This window comes from Gordonia polyisoprenivorans (assembly GCF_017654315.1).
GTDB lineage: Bacteria > Actinomycetota > Actinomycetes > Mycobacteriales > Mycobacteriaceae > Gordonia > Gordonia polyisoprenivorans_A.
In genome coordinates this window covers 202,462-219,573 of record NZ_CP072203.1, presented here as the reverse complement: position 1 = coordinate 219,573, position 17,112 = coordinate 202,462, and the positions used below count along the sequence as shown (strand labels likewise).

Annotated in this window: 16 protein-coding genes and 1 tRNA gene; 13 read left to right on the top strand and 4 right to left on the bottom strand. The window is 63.9% G+C overall.

Going from position 1 to position 17,112, the window contains the following annotated elements; translation table 11 throughout:
* Positions 1-185: 185 nt before the first annotated feature.
* Together J6U32_RS01060 and J6U32_RS01055 are read left to right on the top strand one after the other, a co-directional pair.
* Positions 186-1,583, top strand: coding sequence for a hemolysin family protein (locus tag J6U32_RS01060; RefSeq protein WP_208793171.1), 1,398 nt, complete (start codon positions 186-188; stop codon positions 1,581-1,583).
* Positions 1,580-2,581 (top strand): hemolysin family protein, encoded by a 1,002-nt coding sequence (locus tag J6U32_RS01055; protein WP_208793170.1) that lies wholly within the window; start codon positions 1,580-1,582, stop codon positions 2,579-2,581. The genes J6U32_RS01060 and J6U32_RS01055 overlap by 4 nt, the downstream gene beginning before the upstream one ends.
* A 31-nt stretch (positions 2,582-2,612) precedes the next feature.
* On the opposite strand, the gene gluQRS is transcribed toward J6U32_RS01055, so the two are convergent.
* Entirely contained in the window at positions 2,613-3,470 is an 858-nt protein-coding gene (gene gluQRS, locus J6U32_RS01050) for a tRNA glutamyl-Q(34) synthetase GluQRS (RefSeq protein ID WP_348273373.1), read from the bottom strand.
* A gap of 110 nt (positions 3,471-3,580) precedes the next feature.
* Here gluQRS and J6U32_RS01045 point away from each other — a divergent pair, with 110 nt between their 5' ends.
* Positions 3,581-4,633 (top strand): ATP-dependent DNA ligase, encoded by a 1,053-nt coding sequence (locus tag J6U32_RS01045; protein WP_208793168.1) that lies wholly within the window; start codon positions 3,581-3,583, stop codon positions 4,631-4,633.
* Position 4,634: 1 nt separating this feature from the next.
* On the top strand, positions 4,635-5,711 hold the full coding sequence (locus tag J6U32_RS01040) for a DNA polymerase domain-containing protein (protein WP_208793167.1): 1,077 nt from the start codon (positions 4,635-4,637) through the stop codon (positions 5,709-5,711).
* A gap of 10 nt (positions 5,712-5,721) precedes the next feature.
* On the opposite strand, the gene J6U32_RS01035 is transcribed toward J6U32_RS01040, so the two are convergent.
* Positions 5,722-6,597, bottom strand: a complete 876-nt coding sequence (locus tag J6U32_RS01035) for an NmrA family NAD(P)-binding protein (protein WP_208793166.1) — start codon at positions 6,595-6,597, stop codon at positions 5,722-5,724.
* 140 nt (positions 6,598-6,737) lie between these two features.
* Here J6U32_RS01035 and J6U32_RS01030 point away from each other — a divergent pair, with 140 nt between their 5' ends.
* From J6U32_RS01030 to J6U32_RS00995, 9 genes are all read left to right on the top strand, one after another.
* A complete protein-coding gene (locus tag J6U32_RS01030; protein ID WP_208793165.1) occupies positions 6,738-7,382 on the top strand; it encodes a trypsin-like serine protease in 645 nt (214 codons plus the stop codon).
* Positions 7,383-7,470: 88 nt separating this feature from the next.
* A tRNA-Ser gene (locus J6U32_RS01025) sits at positions 7,471-7,559 on the top strand.
* Positions 7,560-8,500: 941 nt separating this feature from the next.
* The gene (locus tag J6U32_RS27150; RefSeq protein WP_244332457.1) at positions 8,501-8,650 is read left to right on the top strand and encodes a hypothetical protein; all 150 of its coding nucleotides are present in this window, start codon (positions 8,501-8,503) and stop codon (positions 8,648-8,650) included.
* A gap of 499 nt (positions 8,651-9,149) precedes the next feature.
* Positions 9,150-9,656: a hypothetical protein gene (locus tag J6U32_RS01015; RefSeq protein ID WP_208793164.1), complete on the top strand. Its 507-nt coding sequence runs from the start codon at positions 9,150-9,152 to the stop codon at positions 9,654-9,656.
* A gap of 129 nt (positions 9,657-9,785) precedes the next feature.
* A complete protein-coding gene (locus J6U32_RS01010; protein ID WP_208793163.1) occupies positions 9,786-10,922 on the top strand; it encodes a hypothetical protein in 1,137 nt (378 codons plus the stop codon).
* A 165-nt stretch (positions 10,923-11,087) separates the two neighbouring features.
* Positions 11,088-11,210, top strand: coding sequence for a hypothetical protein (locus J6U32_RS27615; protein WP_280118967.1), 123 nt, complete (start codon positions 11,088-11,090; stop codon positions 11,208-11,210).
* Between the two features lie 133 nt (positions 11,211-11,343).
* Positions 11,344-12,696, top strand: a complete 1,353-nt coding sequence (locus J6U32_RS01005) for a Mu transposase domain-containing protein (RefSeq protein ID WP_208793162.1) — start codon at positions 11,344-11,346, stop codon at positions 12,694-12,696.
* Complete coding sequence (gene istB, locus J6U32_RS01000; protein WP_208793161.1) at positions 12,693-13,535, top strand: IS21-like element helper ATPase IstB; 843 nt, start codon at positions 12,693-12,695, stop codon at positions 13,533-13,535. The genes J6U32_RS01005 and istB overlap by 4 nt, the downstream gene beginning before the upstream one ends.
* A gap of 653 nt (positions 13,536-14,188) precedes the next feature.
* Positions 14,189-15,058, top strand: a complete 870-nt coding sequence (locus J6U32_RS00995; protein WP_244332455.1) for an SGNH/GDSL hydrolase family protein — start codon at positions 14,189-14,191, stop codon at positions 15,056-15,058.
* Between the two features lie 26 nt (positions 15,059-15,084).
* Here the strand turns inward: J6U32_RS00995 and J6U32_RS00990 are convergent, their stop codons facing one another.
* Together J6U32_RS00990 and J6U32_RS00985 are read right to left on the bottom strand one after the other, a co-directional pair.
* Positions 15,085-15,513: a hypothetical protein gene (locus tag J6U32_RS00990; protein WP_208793160.1), complete on the bottom strand. Its 429-nt coding sequence runs from the start codon at positions 15,511-15,513 to the stop codon at positions 15,085-15,087.
* Positions 15,514-15,577: 64 nt separating this feature from the next.
* Positions 15,578-16,987 (bottom strand): amino acid permease, encoded by a 1,410-nt coding sequence (locus J6U32_RS00985; protein ID WP_208793159.1) that lies wholly within the window; start codon positions 16,985-16,987, stop codon positions 15,578-15,580.
* Positions 16,988-17,112 lie beyond the last annotated feature (125 nt).

Sequence of the window (17,112 nt, the reverse complement as noted above, 5' to 3'; positions counted from 1 at the left end):
TCGGGAACTCCGAGAGCGCCCGACCCGTTGGCTTTGCGTATCCTGTGAATCACCCCCGACCCGAGACCGAAAGCTCCGATGACCCGCGCGAAGCGCAAACGCAAGAAACCCCGACGATCCGGCCCCCATCCGGGGGCACCGTTTTCTGACCGAGCCGCGGTCATGTCCCCCGAGAGCGGGGCATCATGCTGCTGACATTGCTCGGGATCCTCATCGGCATCCTGGTGGTCTTTGCGATCACGGCGCTGACCGGCTACTTCGTCGCCCAGGAATTCGCCTACATGGCCGTCGACCGGTCCCGCCTCAAGGCACGTGCCGAGGCAGGTGACACCGCCGCAACCCGTGCGCTCGCGGTGACCCGACGCACGTCATTCATGCTGTCCGGCGCTCAGCTCGGCATCACCGTCACCGGTCTGCTCGTCGGCTACGTCGCCGAACCGCTCATCGGCAGCGGCTTCGGTGACCTGCTCGGCGACGTCGGGGTCCCGGTGTCGGTCGGCGTGGCCATCGGCACGATCCTCGCGGTGCTGTTCTCGACGGTGATCCAGATGGTCTTCGGCGAGCTGTTCCCCAAGAACCTCGCCATCGCCCGGCCCGAACCGGTTGCGCGTCGACTCGCGTTGTCGACCCGCACCTACCTCAAGATCTTCGGTCCGTTGATCACGGTGTTCGACGCGGCGTCCAACCTGCTGCTCAAGGCGCTGCGCATCGAACCGGTGCACGACGTCGAGCATTCGGCGACGCCCCGCGACCTCGAACACATCGTCGCGGAGTCGGCGCAGGCCGGGGAGATTCCCGCGGAACTCTCCCAGCTTCTCGATCGCGTTCTCGAATTCCCCACTCGCGCCGCCGATCACGCGATGATCCCGCGTCCGCGCGTGGACACCGTGCCCGCCGACCTCGATCTCGCCGCGGTCCGTAGCCGCATGGCGACCGGCCACACACGCTATCCCGTGATCGATGCGGGCACCGACGACGTCGTCGGGGTGGTCCACCTCGCCGACATCCTGGAATGGTCGGCGACCCCGGCACCGACTGCAAGGACCGCCCGCGACCTCGCACGCCCCGCGGTGATCGTCCCGACGACGCTGCCGCTGCCGCAGGTACTCGACGACGTCACCGCCGCCGGTGACGAGATGGCGGTCGTCATCGATGAATACGGCGGATTTGCCGGCATCGTCACCACCGAGGACATGGCCGAGGAACTCGTTGGTGAGATCGACGACGAGCACGATCCCGCCGACACCGGACCCATCGCGGTGCTCGCCGACGGCTGGGCGATCCGCGGTGACGCACACCTCGACGAGGTGTCCCGCACGCTGGGATACGGACTCCCCGAAGGGGATTACGAAACGCTGAGCGGTCTGGTCATCGCCACCGCGGGGGAACTGCCCGAGGTCGGCGACAGCGTGGTGTTGCCGATCGAACCCGACCCGGCGGGCCTCGTCGACGACGAACCGGCGCTCCCGCCGCGACTGATCGCCACTGTCGTCGAGATCGCCCACCGAGTACCCGCCATGGTGCACGTGACGCGCGAGACCGTCCCGGCCGCCGACGAATCACCGAAGGAGAGTCAGCGATGAGCAACCCCTGGGTCGTTCTCGCCGTGACGGTCGCGTTGATCGCGGCCAGCGCCTTCTTCGTCGCCGTGGAGTTCGCGCTGATCGCCGCGCGCAGGCACCGCCTCGAAGACGCCGCGGCGACCAGCCGTTCCGCGCGTGCCGCCCTGCGCAGCGCGTCGGAGCTGTCCGTACTGCTCGCCGGTTCGCAGTTGGGGATCACCGTGTGCACGTTGGCGCTCGGTGCGGTCACCAAGCCGGCCGTCCATCACTGGCTGACGCCGGCGTTCGAGAACATCGGCGCGCCACTGTGGTTGGCCGACATCGCCGGATTCGTCCTGGCGCTGATCATCGTGACGTTCCTGCACCTGGTGGTCGGTGAGATGGCGCCGAAGTCGTGGGCGATCGCCCACCCGGAACGGTCGGCGGTGTTGTTGGCCATCCCGATGCGGGTGTTCATGTGGTTCACCCGCCCGGTGATCGTCCAACTCAACAGGCTGGCCAACCGGGTGTTGCGGATGGTCGGTGTGGAGGCCGTCGACCAGGTCGCTTCCGGGCAGGATCCGGAGACGTTGCGCCAGCTCGTCGAGCATTCGGCGACCGTCGGTACGCTCGAGGCCCGCTATCACGAACACCTCTCGAGCGCACTGGATCTCGCGTCACTGACGGTGGCGGACGTGGCGACGGTGGTCGATCCCGATGGGGTCGATCACGATGCGAGGGCGGCCGTCATCGAGGCACGGGCCAGGGACAGCGGGCATCTGCGTCTCGTGGTCCGCGACGGGCCGCGGGTCAGCGGTGTCGTCCACGTCCGGGACTGTCTCGAGGCCGCCCCCGACGCGAGCGCCGCAGACCTCATGCGGCCGGTGCTGGAAATGACGCCTGCACTTCCGGTCTACGACGCCCTGAGCCGAATGCGGCAGTACCGCAATCACATCGCGGTCGTCGTCGACGGCGGGCGGGTCATCGGGGTGCTGTCCATCGACGACGTCCTGACCCGACTGCTCGCCACCGCGAGCTGAGCGCAGCCGCGGCCGGTTGCGCCAAGAGCGGTCAGCGCCACTCGAGATCGGAGACGATCCACGGCGAGTGCGGCAGCACAGCGGGATCGAATCTCGCTGCCAGCGTGGCGATGTCGATGCGCTCGCCCGCCGCGGCGAGACCCAGTGACACGGCGATGTGATCGAGGACGATGCCGGCATCGATGCCGGTGGCCGCGAGGTCGGCGAGGGTGACTGCGCCGTCGCGCTTGCTGAGCCGGACGCCGTCGGTGTTGAGCACCATGGGGACATGGGCGTAGGTCGGCGGCGAATATCCCAGCAGCGTGGCCAGATACGCTTGTCGCGGCGCCGACGACAACAGGTCGTCGCCGCGGCAGACCTGGTCGATGCCCTGCTCCGCGTCGTCGACGACCACGGCCAGGTTGTAGGCCGGGGTGCCGTCACCGCGTTGGATGACGAAATCGTCGACCGCACCGGTGTAGCGGCCGTGGAGTACGTCGTCGACGGTGAACGTGCTGCGGTCGGCGATGATCCGGATCGCCGGTGGCCGGCCGGCCGCACGCTTGGCCTCGCGTTGCGCGGCGGTCAGGGTGCGGCAGGTTCCCGGGTACGCGCCCGGCGGTGTGTGCGGTGCGCTGGGTGCCTCGAGGATCTCGCGACGTGTGCAAAAGCACTCGAAGGTCCGTCCGGTCGCGGTGAGGTCGTCGATGACCTGCCGGTAGCGCGGCAGCCGATCGGTTTGGTAGCGCACCGGCTCCTCCCAGGAGAGGCCGAGTGCGTGCAGGTCGGCGATCTGTCGGGCGTCCGAGCCGACGGCTGTGCGGTCCAGATTCTCCATGCGCAGCAAGAACCTCCGGTCCGTCGTGTTGGCGAACAGCCACGCCAACACGGCGGTACGCAGGTTGCCCACATGGAGGTCTCCGGAGGGCGACGGGGCGAACCGTCCCGCCGGGCCGGCCGCGGAAACGCCAGGGTGTGCGGTCATTGCCCTAGAGGCTACAAGTGGGTGACGATGGTGAGGTGGATCTCCCCGTCACTCCTCCGGTCGCGCCGATGCTCGCCAAAGCGGCGAGCGCGGTTCCGGCCCAACCCGCCGACAATCCGGAATGGTCCTACGAACCGAAGTGGGACGGATTCCGCGCGTTGATCTTTCGTGACGGCGACGAGGTCGTCATCGGCTCTCGCGGTGGCAAGGACCTCGCACGTTACTTTCCCGAGATCGTTGCCGCCGCCCGCGCGGAGTTGCCCCTGAAAGTGGTGCTCGACGGGGAGATCGGTGTGCCCTCGCTCATCGGCGACACCCATCGACTCGACTGGGACTCGCTGGCCCAGCGCATCCATCCGGCGGCCTCGCGGGTCGCGATGCTCGCCGAGACCACACCGGCGATCTTCATCGGCTTCGACGCCCTCGCGCTCGGGAACGTCGGTGTCATCGACGAGTCTTTCGTTACCAGGCGCGAGGCGCTCGTGGAGGCCATCGGTCCGGGCGGGCGTGATCGCCGATTCCATGTCAGTCGGGTGACCGCCGATCCGGCCGTCGCCGAGGACTGGTTCTCGGCGTTCGAGGGCGCCGGACTCGACGGCGTCGTCGCCAAACGCCTTGCCGGTCACTACCTGGAGAACAAGCGCGAGATGATCAAGGTCAAGCACAAGCGAACTGCCGACTGTGTGGTGATCGGCTACCGCGTGCACAAGAGCGGTACCGGTCTGGGGTCGATGCTGCTGGGGCTGTTCTACGACGGCGAGCTGCGAATGGTCGGTGGGGCAGGTGCTTTCACCGATGCCAAGCGCGTCGAGCTGCAGCAGATGTTCGAGCCGATGCGTCTCGACCCGGACAAACCCTCTGCCGGGGAACCGACGCGGTGGCGTTCGGAGAAGTCGGGGGAGTGGATTCCGATCCGGCCCGAACTCGTCGCCGAGGTTGCCTATGACCAGATGGAGAACGGCCGCTTCCGGCACACCGTCAAGTTCCTACGATGGCGTCCCGACCGCGAGCCCGACAGCTGTGGATACGAGCAGCTCGACGTGCCGCTGACCTACGACCTGCACGATGTGCTGGAAGGGCAGGACTGACATGGCTTCTCGCTCGCCCGCCGAAGAACTCGACGTCGGTGGTATCGCCGTACGCATGAGCAACCCCGACAAGATCTACTTCCCCGAACTCGGTGAAAATGGTGGCCGCAAACGCGATCTCGTCGGCTACTACCGGCAGATGGCCCTGCTCGACGACGGCGGCGACGGCCCGATCATGACAGCGCTGCGCGATCGGCCCACCTTCCTGCAGCGCTTCCCCGACGGTATCGAGGGCGACGAGATCTACCAGAAGCACATCGCCAAGAAACGTCCCGAGCACGTTCCGTCCACCCGGATCACATTCCCCTCCGGACGTACCGGAGATGCGTTGTGCCCCAAAGCACCTGCCGACATCGTGTGGGGGGCGAATCTCGGTACCGTCACCTTTCACAGTTGGCCCACCCATGATGGTGACAACGATCATCCCGACCAGTTGCGCATCGATCTCGATCCACAGCCGGGTACCGATTTCGACGATGTGCGTCGGGTGGCGATCGATGTGCTCGCCCCATTGCTCGACGAACTCGGATACACCGGATTCCCCAAGACCTCGGGCGGGCGCGGTATTCATGTGTTCGTGCCGATCGAGCCGCAGTGGGACTTCATCGCCACCCGCCGTGCGGTGATCGCGATCGCGCGCGAGATGGAGCGTCGTGATCCCGACACGGTGACCACCTCCTGGTGGAAAGAGGAACGCGGAGAACGGATCTTCATCGACTTCAACCAGAATGCGCGGGACCGCACGATGGCCTCGCCGTACTCGGTGCGCCGCAGCGCCAACGCCCGGGTATCGACGCCGGTGACGTGGGCCGAACTCGCCGAGATACATCCCGACGACGCGACCATGGCCACCGTCCCCGACCTGGTTGCCCGACGCCGGGATCCGATGGCCGACATCGCCGAGCACCGCGTCGGCCTCGAACCGCTGTTGGAGATGGTGCAGCGCGACGACGCCAACGGGCTGCACGACATGCCGTACCCGCCGAGCTACCCCAAGATGCCCGGCGAGCCGCCACGTGTCCAACCGAGCAAAAAGGTTGCCGCACACTGGGATGAACACGGCAACCGGGTGGAGTAACCCGGTCTTCCTAGGGCGTGTCGACGCCCTGGCCGAACGCGCCGGCCGCCCATTCGGCGAACGACTGCCACCCGACCTGGGGGTACTGCTGATGCAGTTGGGTGATGTTGACGCTGTAGCCCGTTGTCGAGAGGAAACCGAACATCGCACGCATGTCCGGTGATGAGATACGTTCGGGATCATAGGATTCCGCGTGAACATCGTTGCCGGTGACCGACGACAGGACGGCGGCCATCTGGCCCGGTGTCACCGAATCGGAGGCGATGTCGATGCGCTCACCGGCATGGGCAGAGGGATCGGCGAAGAGGTTCGCGACGAATGATCCCAGGTCCGCACGCGAGAGTTGCTGCAGCGGCATCTCGGTCGGCATCGCCATCAGGAGTAACCCGGCCGCGAGTGCATCACGATCGCCGAAGATGTTGTCGTAGAAGTACGTCGGTCCGACGACGGTGTGGGCGATGTCGGTCGCCGCGAGGCGCTGCTCGACTTGGTACTTCGAATCGAAGTGAGGGACCCCGGTATTCAGGTCGGCGCTGGCGACCGAGGAGAACACGAGATATGGCAGCGCTGATGCACGCGCCGCGGCGATGATCGCATCCCCCTGGGTGAGCTCGGCGTCGACACCCGACTCGAACGGCGTGGTGAGCGCGAACGCTCCGGCGACTCCGGCAAACGCCTCGGCCAGGCCGTCGCCACCCATCAGGTCGGCGACGGCCAGCTCGACACCGCGGTCGGCAAGTGCCTGCGCGCGCGAGGACTCCGGCGACCGGACGACGGCCCGAACGCTTCGTCCGACGTCGAGGAGTGCATCGACAACGGCGCCGCCCTGACCTCCGGTGGCGCCGAGGACCGCGATCGGACCGGTGGGAGTGGAAGCAGTGGACATGTGGGTTCCCTTCGACGACGGCGCCACGAGTCTACGGACGTTCCACTTAAATGGGGACAAACCGGCAATCGATGATTTGCTATCTCGAATATGCCTGATAGATTGCCCTCAGTTCGCCAACCAGACGAAAGACGGAACACATGCGTATCAAATTGATGGCCGCCGCGTTCGTGCTCAGCGCTGCGGGACTCGTCGCAGCCCCGATGGCCTCCGCTCAGGCGGCTGTCCCGACGGTGCGGTCGGGTATGGAGATCAACGTCGACGAGACGATCATCACGGCCACCTCCTGCACACTCGGTGCCGTCGTCTCCCCGACCAAAGCCCTCACCGCCGGTCACTGCGGACACATCGGCCAGGAGGTGTATGACGAGCACGGCGACACGATCGGCCGCATCACCGCCAACCGGATCACCAAGGGTCTGGACATCGCGGTCATCAGCCTCGGGCGCAACACCCACGCGCAGGTCGACTCGATCGCCTGGAGCGCTCCGATCGTCAAGGGCGAACGGGTCACCAAGAACGGCGTGACCACGCGGTTCAGTGCCGGCACCATCACCGACCCCAAGCCGACCATGCGCACCGCATACGGATACTCCTTCGCCCCGCCCTTCCTGCTGCAGAACACGACGACCAGCGTCCGCGCGCTCTTGCGCTCGGCCGAAGGCGACAGCGGATCGGGCATCCGGGATGCACAAGGCAACGTCATCGGCATCCTGTCGGCCGGTAGCTCCGACACCGACACCCTCATCGCGCCGGTCTCGCTGCTGCCCGCAAACCTGCGCTAGGAGAGGCCCGGTCGGGCGGGTTCGGAGGTCGGTGATGACGGTGCAGTTTGGGTTGGACGCCCGCTCCCGGCTATGATCGACCGTCGTTGGAGGATTCGCCTAGTGGCCTATGGCGCTCGCCTGGAACGCGGGTTGGGTTAACAGCCCTCAGGAGTTCGAATCTCCTATCCTCCGCCAAGTCATGAGCCGCGACATCGTAGACATACGGTGTCGCGGCTCATTGCTTTTCTGCGTCGAGGTGGATGGGTGGCTGTCTAGATGATCGGAGACTGGCTGGCTGCGTTAGCCGCTGGGTCATCTGTCCCCATTCTTGGGGATTGTTTCCGGTCCGGAATTCTCGCTTATCGCTGCGACCAGCACACTTGCCGAATCAAAGAAGCCGATGCCGATCTTTAGGTTGCCGAATCCCGGGTGCCGTGCTTGAGTATCCGAGGGCAGTTCAGAATCTGGCATCACAATTTTGTTGTGATGCACTGAGTGGTGGGGGTGGCGTCATGGTGAGCGATGACAGTCGGGTGCGGAGACGATCAGGGCTGACAGTGGTGTGCGCGGCGCTGGCGGTGACCGCGTCGGTGATCGGGGCGGGTGCATCTGGTGCTGCACCGAGTTCGTTTGCTGATCGGTAGGCCACCAAACGCACGGGTGACGGGTGGGTCGAGTCGGCGATCAAGTCCCATGAGCAGGTGCGTGGCGGGTGCGGCGGCGAATCCATGCGTGCGGGCCTCTTCGTGGACGTGCGGGTGGCAATACGAGTGCGTCGACTTCGTATGTCGAGGAAGCCGTGAAGAACATCGGCTATGAATCGAAGTATCCAAATTACTTCGGGTTAGGAGCCGTCGAACTATACCGTGGCAGCACTGAAGTAAGTAACAGATTTGACTACGCTATGACGTACATCTTCAAGCAGATGAAAGGAAATGTAAATTCGGAAACAGTCCAGTGTATTAGGAATCATCTCGGTAAAGGTCGCGTCAATACATCCGCTGCTTTAGCTTTGTGGCGTTTCGAACATTTACTGTGGATACGTTGGCGGGGCGGCAGGACTTACGCGCGACCGATTGTACGCCGGAGCGAATCTGAACGAGAAGGCGACTGGGGTTAGTGATGCTGGTGATGACATGTCGATGAAGTTGGGTATGGATTTATGGGATACGTACGGCGCGGACCTCACCTACCCCGAGTTCTACGGCGCGGTGATTCAGCTAGTGAACAACATGGCAGCAGCGCTGGCGCGGGGAGAGAATGTTCCTCGGATTCGGCCGAAGTGAGTTGGAAATTTCCCGCCTTGCGGACGATTGCCACTCCCGTTCTAGGCGCTTCGGTACTGATGTTGGTGAGTGTGTGCGCGGTCTTTAATCAGTGGGCATCTTGCGACGTAAATCAGCCGGCTATCGTCGCACAGTTCATTATCATGAAGTACATACTTCTAACATTCGGATTTGGTCTGGTGGTCCTGTTCATTGTTTCCGTGTGCCTGGTTAAGGCTGGCCGGAAGGCCTATTTAGCGGTAATGCTCGTAGTGTCCTTCGCAACCTTATGGGTAATCCTCTTCTATTGTTTCAATCAATATGATACTTATCCGGGGCCGGCGGGAGATACCTGCCCCACTGGCCTGCCGTACTGGTGGCCAAGCTTTGTACCGATGCCGGTCACCTCAAACTCGACACGATCAACGTGTACGGCACACCACGCTATTTGTGACTCGTATTCATGGTAAGACGATGAAGGGCTGCCACATCAGGGAGATTGATACGTGTGAGACTTAGGATGAAACGTCCGGAACCGGAGGCCGTAGGCGGAGAGGAGTACGAGGGTTGCATCTATTTGATAGATGCTGCTGGTAGTGACATAACAACACTGCTCCGTGGAGTTTGGGATTACGACAAGCTGCGCGACTGGTTCTTGGAAAATGAGTATTACATCATCGGTGATGGAGCGCCGTTTGTTCAGTGTCAAGGCGAGTCGCTTGCGGAGAGCTTCTGGCGTGCTTGGGACTCCCTCCCGGAGTGGGAATTGCTCCCTGACACAAAGGACCCAGACGATCCACGGCGTGCGGTACTCTTCGACTACAGAACTCGTCATAGGTCGACCTTCCCGACCGAAGGGATTATTCTGCCTGAGCTGTTCTTTGGCGTAGGATTAAACGGCCCTGAAGTGTCCAGTGTGGGGGCGCCGGGGGCGATTCATAGAGACAAGTTCATGGGCGCGGAATGGGAGTGGGAGTACTTTCCGGTCGATTACCCCGAATTCTACTCCTGGCTCCGGTCCTCATGATGTCACAAAGGGGGCGACAAGAAAGGTTGGCTATGGGCTTGGGGCAAATCTGGGCGGTGGTGGACACTGGGATTTCGCAGACCCTAAGACTGGTAAGAATGTTTATGTATTCAGGAACGGGCACACACGATGGCATCTGATAGTCGGAGCCGTGATTCAGGGTTTGATCTACCCGGTTGGGCCGATTCTCGGCTGGTGGTGCGAGTTGCCGGATACGGTGACGAGCCCTTCGTGATCAGCGGTAACCCACACACTTTCCGAGGGCTGGTGAGCGTCTTCAGCCTCCGTGACCGTGTGGGGCAATCTGCACATCCTCGCGACATCATCGTGCAGTCGGAGTACGCGCGCGGGTACTTGTCAGGTTATCTGTCGGGAAACGAACCAGCTCCTCCATCCGCGGGGTTACTCGAAGGAGACCGGTGGAACCGTGAGCGCGGCTTTTTTCACGCCTTCGAGCGTGAACTGCCGGTGGAGCGAGGTGGGCTGTTCGCGGTGAACGCCGCGTCTGCAGCCGACCCTACAGCCGACCCATTCGACCTTCTGGGCAGCATGTTCGAAGCGCTCGAGAGCACGGCGGGGTTCTGGGCGTCGGCACGATGGGTACCCGTCAGTGCTGACCATGTGCCAGAGATGCCTCTTCGTACGTCGGAGGACGTCCGGACTATCGACGCGTGGTTAACGCCATCGATGGCGCTGGATGCGTGGGTTCCCCAGCACGAAATCCGTGTGGTCAATGCGGATACCACCGCGGTGCCCGGTGCCGCGGTAGAGCTGGTCATCCATATCGCGACCGGGGACGGCCAATCACTGGACAGTGTCGCAGTGACCATCAATATCGAACGACCTGAGATGTTGCATGGCGCTGTCAGTAGTCAGGGGTCGCCTGACGAGACACCGTTGAGGGCCGTGTTCAACGGTGTCGTCGACGGACTTCGCCCCGACGTAGCCTCGGTGTCCGGTGGCGCAGCACTTCGTGCATGTAATGGCTTCGGGCTCGATCCTGCTGGCGATGGTGCGCTGATCATAGGTATTCCTGGGTGGCTTACGTACCTGGGACCGCGCGTTCTCCACCATATCGACGATGCGACACTAGACCCGGGAAAGTTCAGCGCGACTCCATCGGGCGCAGGGCTGCTTATTGAGTACGTCGATGGGTTGTCCGCACTCGGTGTCGACGACGCAAACCAGATAGCCGCAGCGATTGACGCCGATGTCGACTTGCGGCCTCAGTCGCTCGCTGGTCTTTCGAGGTGTCACCTCGCGTAGATGCGCCACCAGACGATCAGCTTGTCAGCCTCGGCGGGAAAGTTCGACAGCTGTCCCGGTAGCTCCGCCAAGTCATGAGTCGCGACATCGTTGACATACGGTTCTGTGTGTCCCCGTTTTTGGGGATTGTTTTGCCGGGTCGTGCGGTGTGAAGGGATGAGAGCTGTGAGTGAAGTTCAATCACTGCCGCTGGCCGGCGACATCGTCGTCGATATTGCGAGCGGCTACACCATTATCCTCAAAACGGACAACGGAAATTTCCTCACCCTTGAGGATCCGATGGTGTGACGGCGCTCATTGAAACTGCCCAGTCTGGCTAACTGAAACTGCTCACTTGTGTGGCACCGCCAATAGGGCGGGCCTTCCTCGATGCTGATGGTCTCTGACCACTCATCTGCCTTCGAGGGAGGCCCGCTCGTTCATGCTCACACAAGGAGAATCCGTGGAAGCACATGCCCTGCGAAAGCAGGGGTGGACGATCTCGGCGATTGCCCGGCATTTGGGCCGCAACCGCCGCACGATCCGCAACTATCTCAACGAGACGACCACACCGGGCCAGCGTAAGAAGCGCGAGGTGGATCCGTTCGACCGGTTCGTCGACTACGTGGCCACCAGACTGGCCGACGACCCGCATCTGTGGGCGCGCACGTTGTGCGATGAACTCGAAGACCTCGGCTACACCCAGTCGTATCAGACGTTGACTCGCCAGATCCGGGTGCGGGGGTTGCGGCCGGTGTGTATGCAGTGCGCAACGGCCACCGACCGGCCCAACGCGGTGATCCCTCACCTGCCGGGTGAGGAAACTCAATGGGATTGGGTCGAGTTGCCTGATCCGCCCGCCGAATGGGGTTGGGGCAAAACCGCATACCTGCTTGTCGGGTCGCTGGCGCATTCGGGGAAATGGCGCGGCTATCTGGCCCCGGATATGACCCGTCCACAGGTGATCGCGGGCATTGACCGGATCACCCGTCAGTTGGGTGGGGTGAGCAAGACGTGGCGATTCGATCGCATGGCCACGGTGTGTCATCCCGCCACCGGGGACGTGACTGCCGAGTTCGCCGCGGTAGCCAAGTACTACGGCGTCTCGGTAGCAGTGTGCCCGCCACGGCGCGGCAATCGAAAAGGTGTGGTCGAAAAGTCCAATCACACAGCTGCGCAACGCTGGTGGCGTACCGTGCCCGATGACACGACCGCCGAGCAAGCCCAAACAAGCGTGGACACGTTCTGCCGCACCCGCTCCGATATTCGGCTACGCCCCACCCGCGACGGGCGGGCCTCGGTGATCACCATCGCCAAACGTGAACCGCTACGCCGGCCACCAGCGGCACCCTATCCCGCGATGCTCACCGAATCGCGCCAGGTCTCCCGGCAAGCGTTGGTGTCGTGGAAAGGCAACCAGTACTCGGTGCCACCGGAAGTCGCGATGAGCGAGGTCACCGTCACCGAGAAACTCGGCGACGGCCATATCGACATCGCCACCACCGCAGGCATCGTGATCGCCCGCCACCAGCTGGCCAGCCCGGGCTCCGGCGCCCAGATCCGCGACCACGGCCACGTCGTCGCGCTGGAAACCCTGGTGAAAGGCCACGCCTCCACGGGCGGGCGCCCACACCGCCGCAAAGAACGCATCCCACCCAGCCCCGCCGCTCGTGCCGCCGCACAAGCATTGCGGGACAACACCTCTGAACACAACATAGCCACCGATGCTGCAGCATCGGTGACCGACCTCACCGTCTACGAACGCGCCGCACAGAATAGGAACACCTTGTCATGACCACCACCAATACCCACCCGACCGCCAACAACGAGCCGCAGTCGCAGGCGGCGGTCTCGCTGTATCAGAAGCTGCGCGGACATCTGGCCACCCTCAAACTCGACGCGGCCGCCCAAGCACTTCCTGGGGTGCTGCACACCGCCACCGACGAAGCGTGGACGCTCACCCACACCCTCGAGCACCTGCTGGCGATCGAGGTCGACGCCACCGACGCCCGCCGCCTGGCCGGCCGACTGCGATTCGCGTGCCTGCCCACCCCAGCGACACTGGACTCCTTCGACTACGACGCCGCCCCCGGCGTGGATGCGGCCCTGATCCGCGAACTCGGCACCTGCGCCTACCTGGAATCGGCGACCAACGTGCTGCTCGTCGGGCCGCCCGGTACCGGCAAAACTCACCTCGCGGTCGGATTGGCCCACGCCGCGGTCCACGCCGGCTACCGCACCTACGTCACCACCGCCGCCGATCTCGCCGCCCGCTGCCACAAAGCCGCGATCGAGGGCCGCTGGTCGACCACCATGCGATTCTTCGCCGGCCCCACCCTGCTCGTGATCGACGAACTCGGCTACCTCCCGCTACCCGCAGAAGCAGCCTCAGCCCTGTTTCAGGTTGTGGCACAACGATATTTGAAAACATCGATCGTGATCACCACCAACCGGTCCGTCGCCGAATGGGGCGACGTCCTCGGCGACACCACCGTCGCCGCCGCCATGCTCGACCGGCTCCTACACCGCTCCGTCGTGATCAAACTCGACGGCGACTCCTACCGCCTACGCGACCACCACGCCCGATCCCAAAACCAACGCACCGCCACCAACACCCGCCGACCGCTACAGTAGAAACCGCTCACAAGTGAGCAGATTCAACGAGCAACACTGAGCACTTTCGATGAGCCCCGTCAGGTGTGCGTCACGAATTCGGGAGAGAGGTTTGTTGTGGATCCCCGGAACGGGACTCCGCGTGTCGACCTGCTTACGCCTCTGAAAGAGAGCCCGATAACCTCGGCGATATACACGAAGGAGTATGACCTAACCGTCCTACTCGATAGCGGATTCTCCTTCTCTATCGATCCCAACCACGATGGATACGAGTCGTGGAATTCCAGGTGGGATGATCAACTGCTGGTGGCGATGTGGTCGGAAGATCTCAGCTAGCGGCGAAAGGGCGATAGTGTGACCCGAGCGTTTCTTATCATTGTTCAATACGTTTCAGCAGTCTTGGCGCTGCTCTTCGGCCTGGCATTTGTCTTCGCACTGGTCGCCATTGGTGCCGTGCTGTGGTGGCAGCCGGTGTCGTTCGTCTTCTTCGGTGGGCTTGCATACGGGAGCCGCTGGATGAGGCAACGTGTGGTGGAGCGGTCCACGGTGTCTGCTCGTCGAGAGGAGTAGGCCGCCGGGCAGAAATCCGTGGCTCGTCCTTCGATTGACGTCAGGGTCGAACGGTCTCCCGTGTCAACTTGCCACTGATGCCGCCATGCGGCACCTTGCTTCTCATGCCAGATATGCCCGGTGCCGCAACGCTGCGGCGAATCGTGATCGTGATCGTCGCTCTCCTCGCCTCGATACTCGGCGCGGTCGTCGAGAGCCCCTCGGCTCACGCTTTGCCGTCGGGCTTGAACTATGTCGCGCTCGGCGACTCCCGCGCCTCCGGCAACATGCCTGGTCTGCAACCGTCCGACGGTTGTTGGCGGAGTTCCACGTCGTATCCCAGTGTGCTCGCTCGGATCGCGCACGTGCGCAGCTTCGTCGACCGTTCGTGCGCGGGTGCGTGGGCGGCCAACGTGACCCATCTGCCGGAGAACGGGCCGTTCGGGCCGATCCCACCCCAGATCCGAGGCGTCAGCAAGACCACCAACCTCGTCACCATCTCCATCGGCGGAAACGACCTCAACTGGGGAGCCATCGCCGAGCGGTGCCAAGTCCCACTATCCGGCAACGACGCGCGCTGTCGATTCAACGTCGGGCACATCGCTGCGGCGCATCGCATGCTCGCCTACATGGAAGGCCAGGTCGACGGCGTGATGCGCGCGGTGCGCGAGAAGGCCGCACCCAACGCCCGCATCGTGCTCGTCGGCCACGGTGGTCAGGTCGGCAGACGGGGATGCTGGCCGTTCGTCCCCGCATCCGATGGCGACGCCGCCTGGATGAATGACTTTCTCGCACAGTTCAATGCGACTCAGGCGCGGATCGCGGCACGATACGGCGCAGCGTTCGTCGACGTCGGAGCACGCTCGGCCGGACATGACCCGTGCTCGGCTCAGCCATGGTTCGAGGGAGCCGTCCCGCGCGAGATCGCGGTCTCCGGTCACCCCAATCAGATCGGCGCGGCGATGATCGCGGAATGGATCCGTGAGGTCGCCTGAGGGCGGGTGACCTTCGTCGGCCGGCGTCAGGGCACCGCGACCGTGGCGAACCCCGGCGTGTACACACCGCCGGGAAGCAAGGTCAGTGCGACCTGTCCCGGACCGGTGCGCAGATCGGCGTGCGCCGGTATGTCGTTGAGTCCGTTGCTGAGTCGGGCAGCGCCGGTGGCGCCGGTCGACAGGTTGATCCACCGCACCTCGGAGTTCGGTGGGCAGAACCACCGCGCCCACTTCTCGGCGGTGATGGTGACCTCGCCGCGGTGGCGGCCGACCTCGGCGAAACACCGGGCGGGTGTGGAGTCGAGGCTGCCGGTCGGCATCCCGTACGGCGCGGGATTGATCTGGAACCCGATGGCCGTGACCGACGCCGACGCGTCGGCGGGTTGTGCGAGAACGAGTGCCCCCAGGGCCACGCCTGCGGCGGCGAAAGAGCGGATCAGAGTGTGAATCGTCATGAGTGACCTCCTCAGCTGCTCTATCGCCACCGCGGCGGGAAATGCGACAGTTCCGACGAAAGTGCTACTGCTGCGCGGGGGTGACCGGATGCGGATCGGTGCTGCGCTTCTGGACGATCACCCCGGCCGCGACGATGATCAGCGCGGAGATCGCGGAGAAGATGATCGCCTGCCGCTGTCCTGCGTCGAACACCATGAGCACCAGTACCGCGACGATGAACACCATCACCGCACCGGTCAGGTAGGGGAACAACCACATCGTCACCGCGGGCCGATGCCCTTCTTGACGCAGCGTGCGGCCGAGTTTCAGCTGGCTGGCGGCGATGGTCAGATAGACGAACAGCGCGATTGCGCCGCTCGTGGCCAGCAGCCACGCAAAGATCTTGTCCGGCAACACATAGTTGCCGATCACCGCCAGGAATCCGATGACCATCGACAACAGCACCGACACCCACGGCACGCCGTTGCGGGTCAGCCGTCGCACGGCCCACGGTGCGTCGTGCCGGGTGCCGAGCGAGAACAGCATGCGGGAGGCGGTGTAGAGCGCGGAGTTCAGGCACGAGGCGACGGCGGTCAGGATGACGATGTCCATGATCAGCGCGGCGTGCGGGATGCCGATCGCCTCGAGCACCGACTGGTAGGAGCCGTCGGGCAGCTTGTTGTAGGGCAGCAGGGACACGACGACGAAGATCGAGCCGAGATAGAACAGCGAGATCCGCCAGATCACCGAGTTGACCGCCTTGGTGATGCCCTTCTCCGGGTTGGGTGATTCGGCTGCGGCGATGGTAACGATCTCGGTGCCCATGAACGAGAACATCGTGATGAGCATGCCGGCGATGACCGCGCCGAAACCGTTGGGCATGAAGCCGTCCGGCTGCCACAGATGATGGATGCCGCTGACCTCCGAACTCGGAATCCAGCCGAGCATCGCCGCGACACCGACGATGATGAACAACACGATCGCGACGACCTTGATCAACGCGAACCAGAACTCGAACTCGCCGTAGTTGCCGACGCTGATCAGGTTGGTGACGGTCAACAGCATCGTGACCGCCAGCGCCCAGATCCATTGCGCGCCACCGATGAGATCGGTGAGGATCGACGCCGCGGCCGTCGCCTCGACGGGGATCACGAGCACCCAGAACCACCAGTACAGCCAGCCGACGGAGAAGCCGGCCCAGCGGCCGAGGGCGCGGTCAGCGTACACCGAGAACGAGCCGGTGTCGGGGTTGGCGGTCGCCATCTCGCCGAGCATGCGCATCACCAGCACGACCAGAGCGCCTGCCATTGCGTAGGAGATCAATACCGCCGGTCCGGCCTTCTCGATGGCGTTCGCCGAACCGACGAACAGACCGGCACCGATGACGCCGGCGATGGAGATCATGGTGATGTGTCGGGGCTTGAGGCTCGACCCGAGTGAACCGTGCCCGGCCGCGGCGGTCGATTCGGAGGATTGTCTGTCGACAGAGGTCATGGGTTGCGTCTCCTACGGTGGTGAGAGTTCACACAGAATTCAGCCCCTTGTGGGGGCGCGGTGACCGAATCTACGGCGGGTGCGGCTGACTCGCAGCGAATGCGAACTTTGTCCGATTCGAAGGA

Excerpts from the sequence above, each read along its gene's own strand:
- J6U32_RS01040 (WP_208793167.1), top strand. The coding sequence starts at position 4,635 with ATGGCTTCTCGCTCGCCCGCCGAAGAACTCGACGTCGGTGGTATCGCC.
- J6U32_RS01030 (WP_208793165.1), top strand. The coding sequence starts at position 6,738 with ATGCGTATCAAATTGATGGCCGCCGCGTTCGTGCTCAGCGCTGCGGGA.
- istB (WP_208793161.1), top strand. The coding sequence starts at position 12,693 with ATGACCACCACCAATACCCACCCGACCGCCAACAACGAGCCGCAGTCG.
- J6U32_RS01015 (WP_208793164.1), top strand. The coding sequence starts at position 9,150 with ATGAAACGTCCGGAACCGGAGGCCGTAGGCGGAGAGGAGTACGAGGGT.
- J6U32_RS00985 (WP_208793159.1), bottom strand. The coding sequence starts at position 16,987 with ATGACCTCTGTCGACAGACAATCCTCCGAATCGACCGCCGCGGCCGGG.
- J6U32_RS01005 (WP_208793162.1), top strand. The coding sequence starts at position 11,344 with ATGCTCACACAAGGAGAATCCGTGGAAGCACATGCCCTGCGAAAGCAG.
- J6U32_RS01035 (WP_208793166.1), bottom strand. The coding sequence starts at position 6,597 with ATGTCCACTGCTTCCACTCCCACCGGTCCGATCGCGGTCCTCGGCGCC.
- J6U32_RS00990 (WP_208793160.1), bottom strand. The coding sequence starts at position 15,513 with ATGACGATTCACACTCTGATCCGCTCTTTCGCCGCCGCAGGCGTGGCC.
- J6U32_RS01010 (WP_208793163.1), top strand. The coding sequence starts at position 9,786 with ATGGCATCTGATAGTCGGAGCCGTGATTCAGGGTTTGATCTACCCGGT.
- J6U32_RS01060 (WP_208793171.1), top strand. The coding sequence starts at position 186 with ATGCTGCTGACATTGCTCGGGATCCTCATCGGCATCCTGGTGGTCTTT.
- J6U32_RS01055 (WP_208793170.1), top strand. The coding sequence starts at position 1,580 with ATGAGCAACCCCTGGGTCGTTCTCGCCGTGACGGTCGCGTTGATCGCG.
- J6U32_RS27150 (WP_244332457.1), top strand. The coding sequence starts at position 8,501 with ATGTCGATGAAGTTGGGTATGGATTTATGGGATACGTACGGCGCGGAC.
- J6U32_RS00995 (WP_244332455.1), top strand. The coding sequence starts at position 14,189 with ATGCCAGATATGCCCGGTGCCGCAACGCTGCGGCGAATCGTGATCGTG.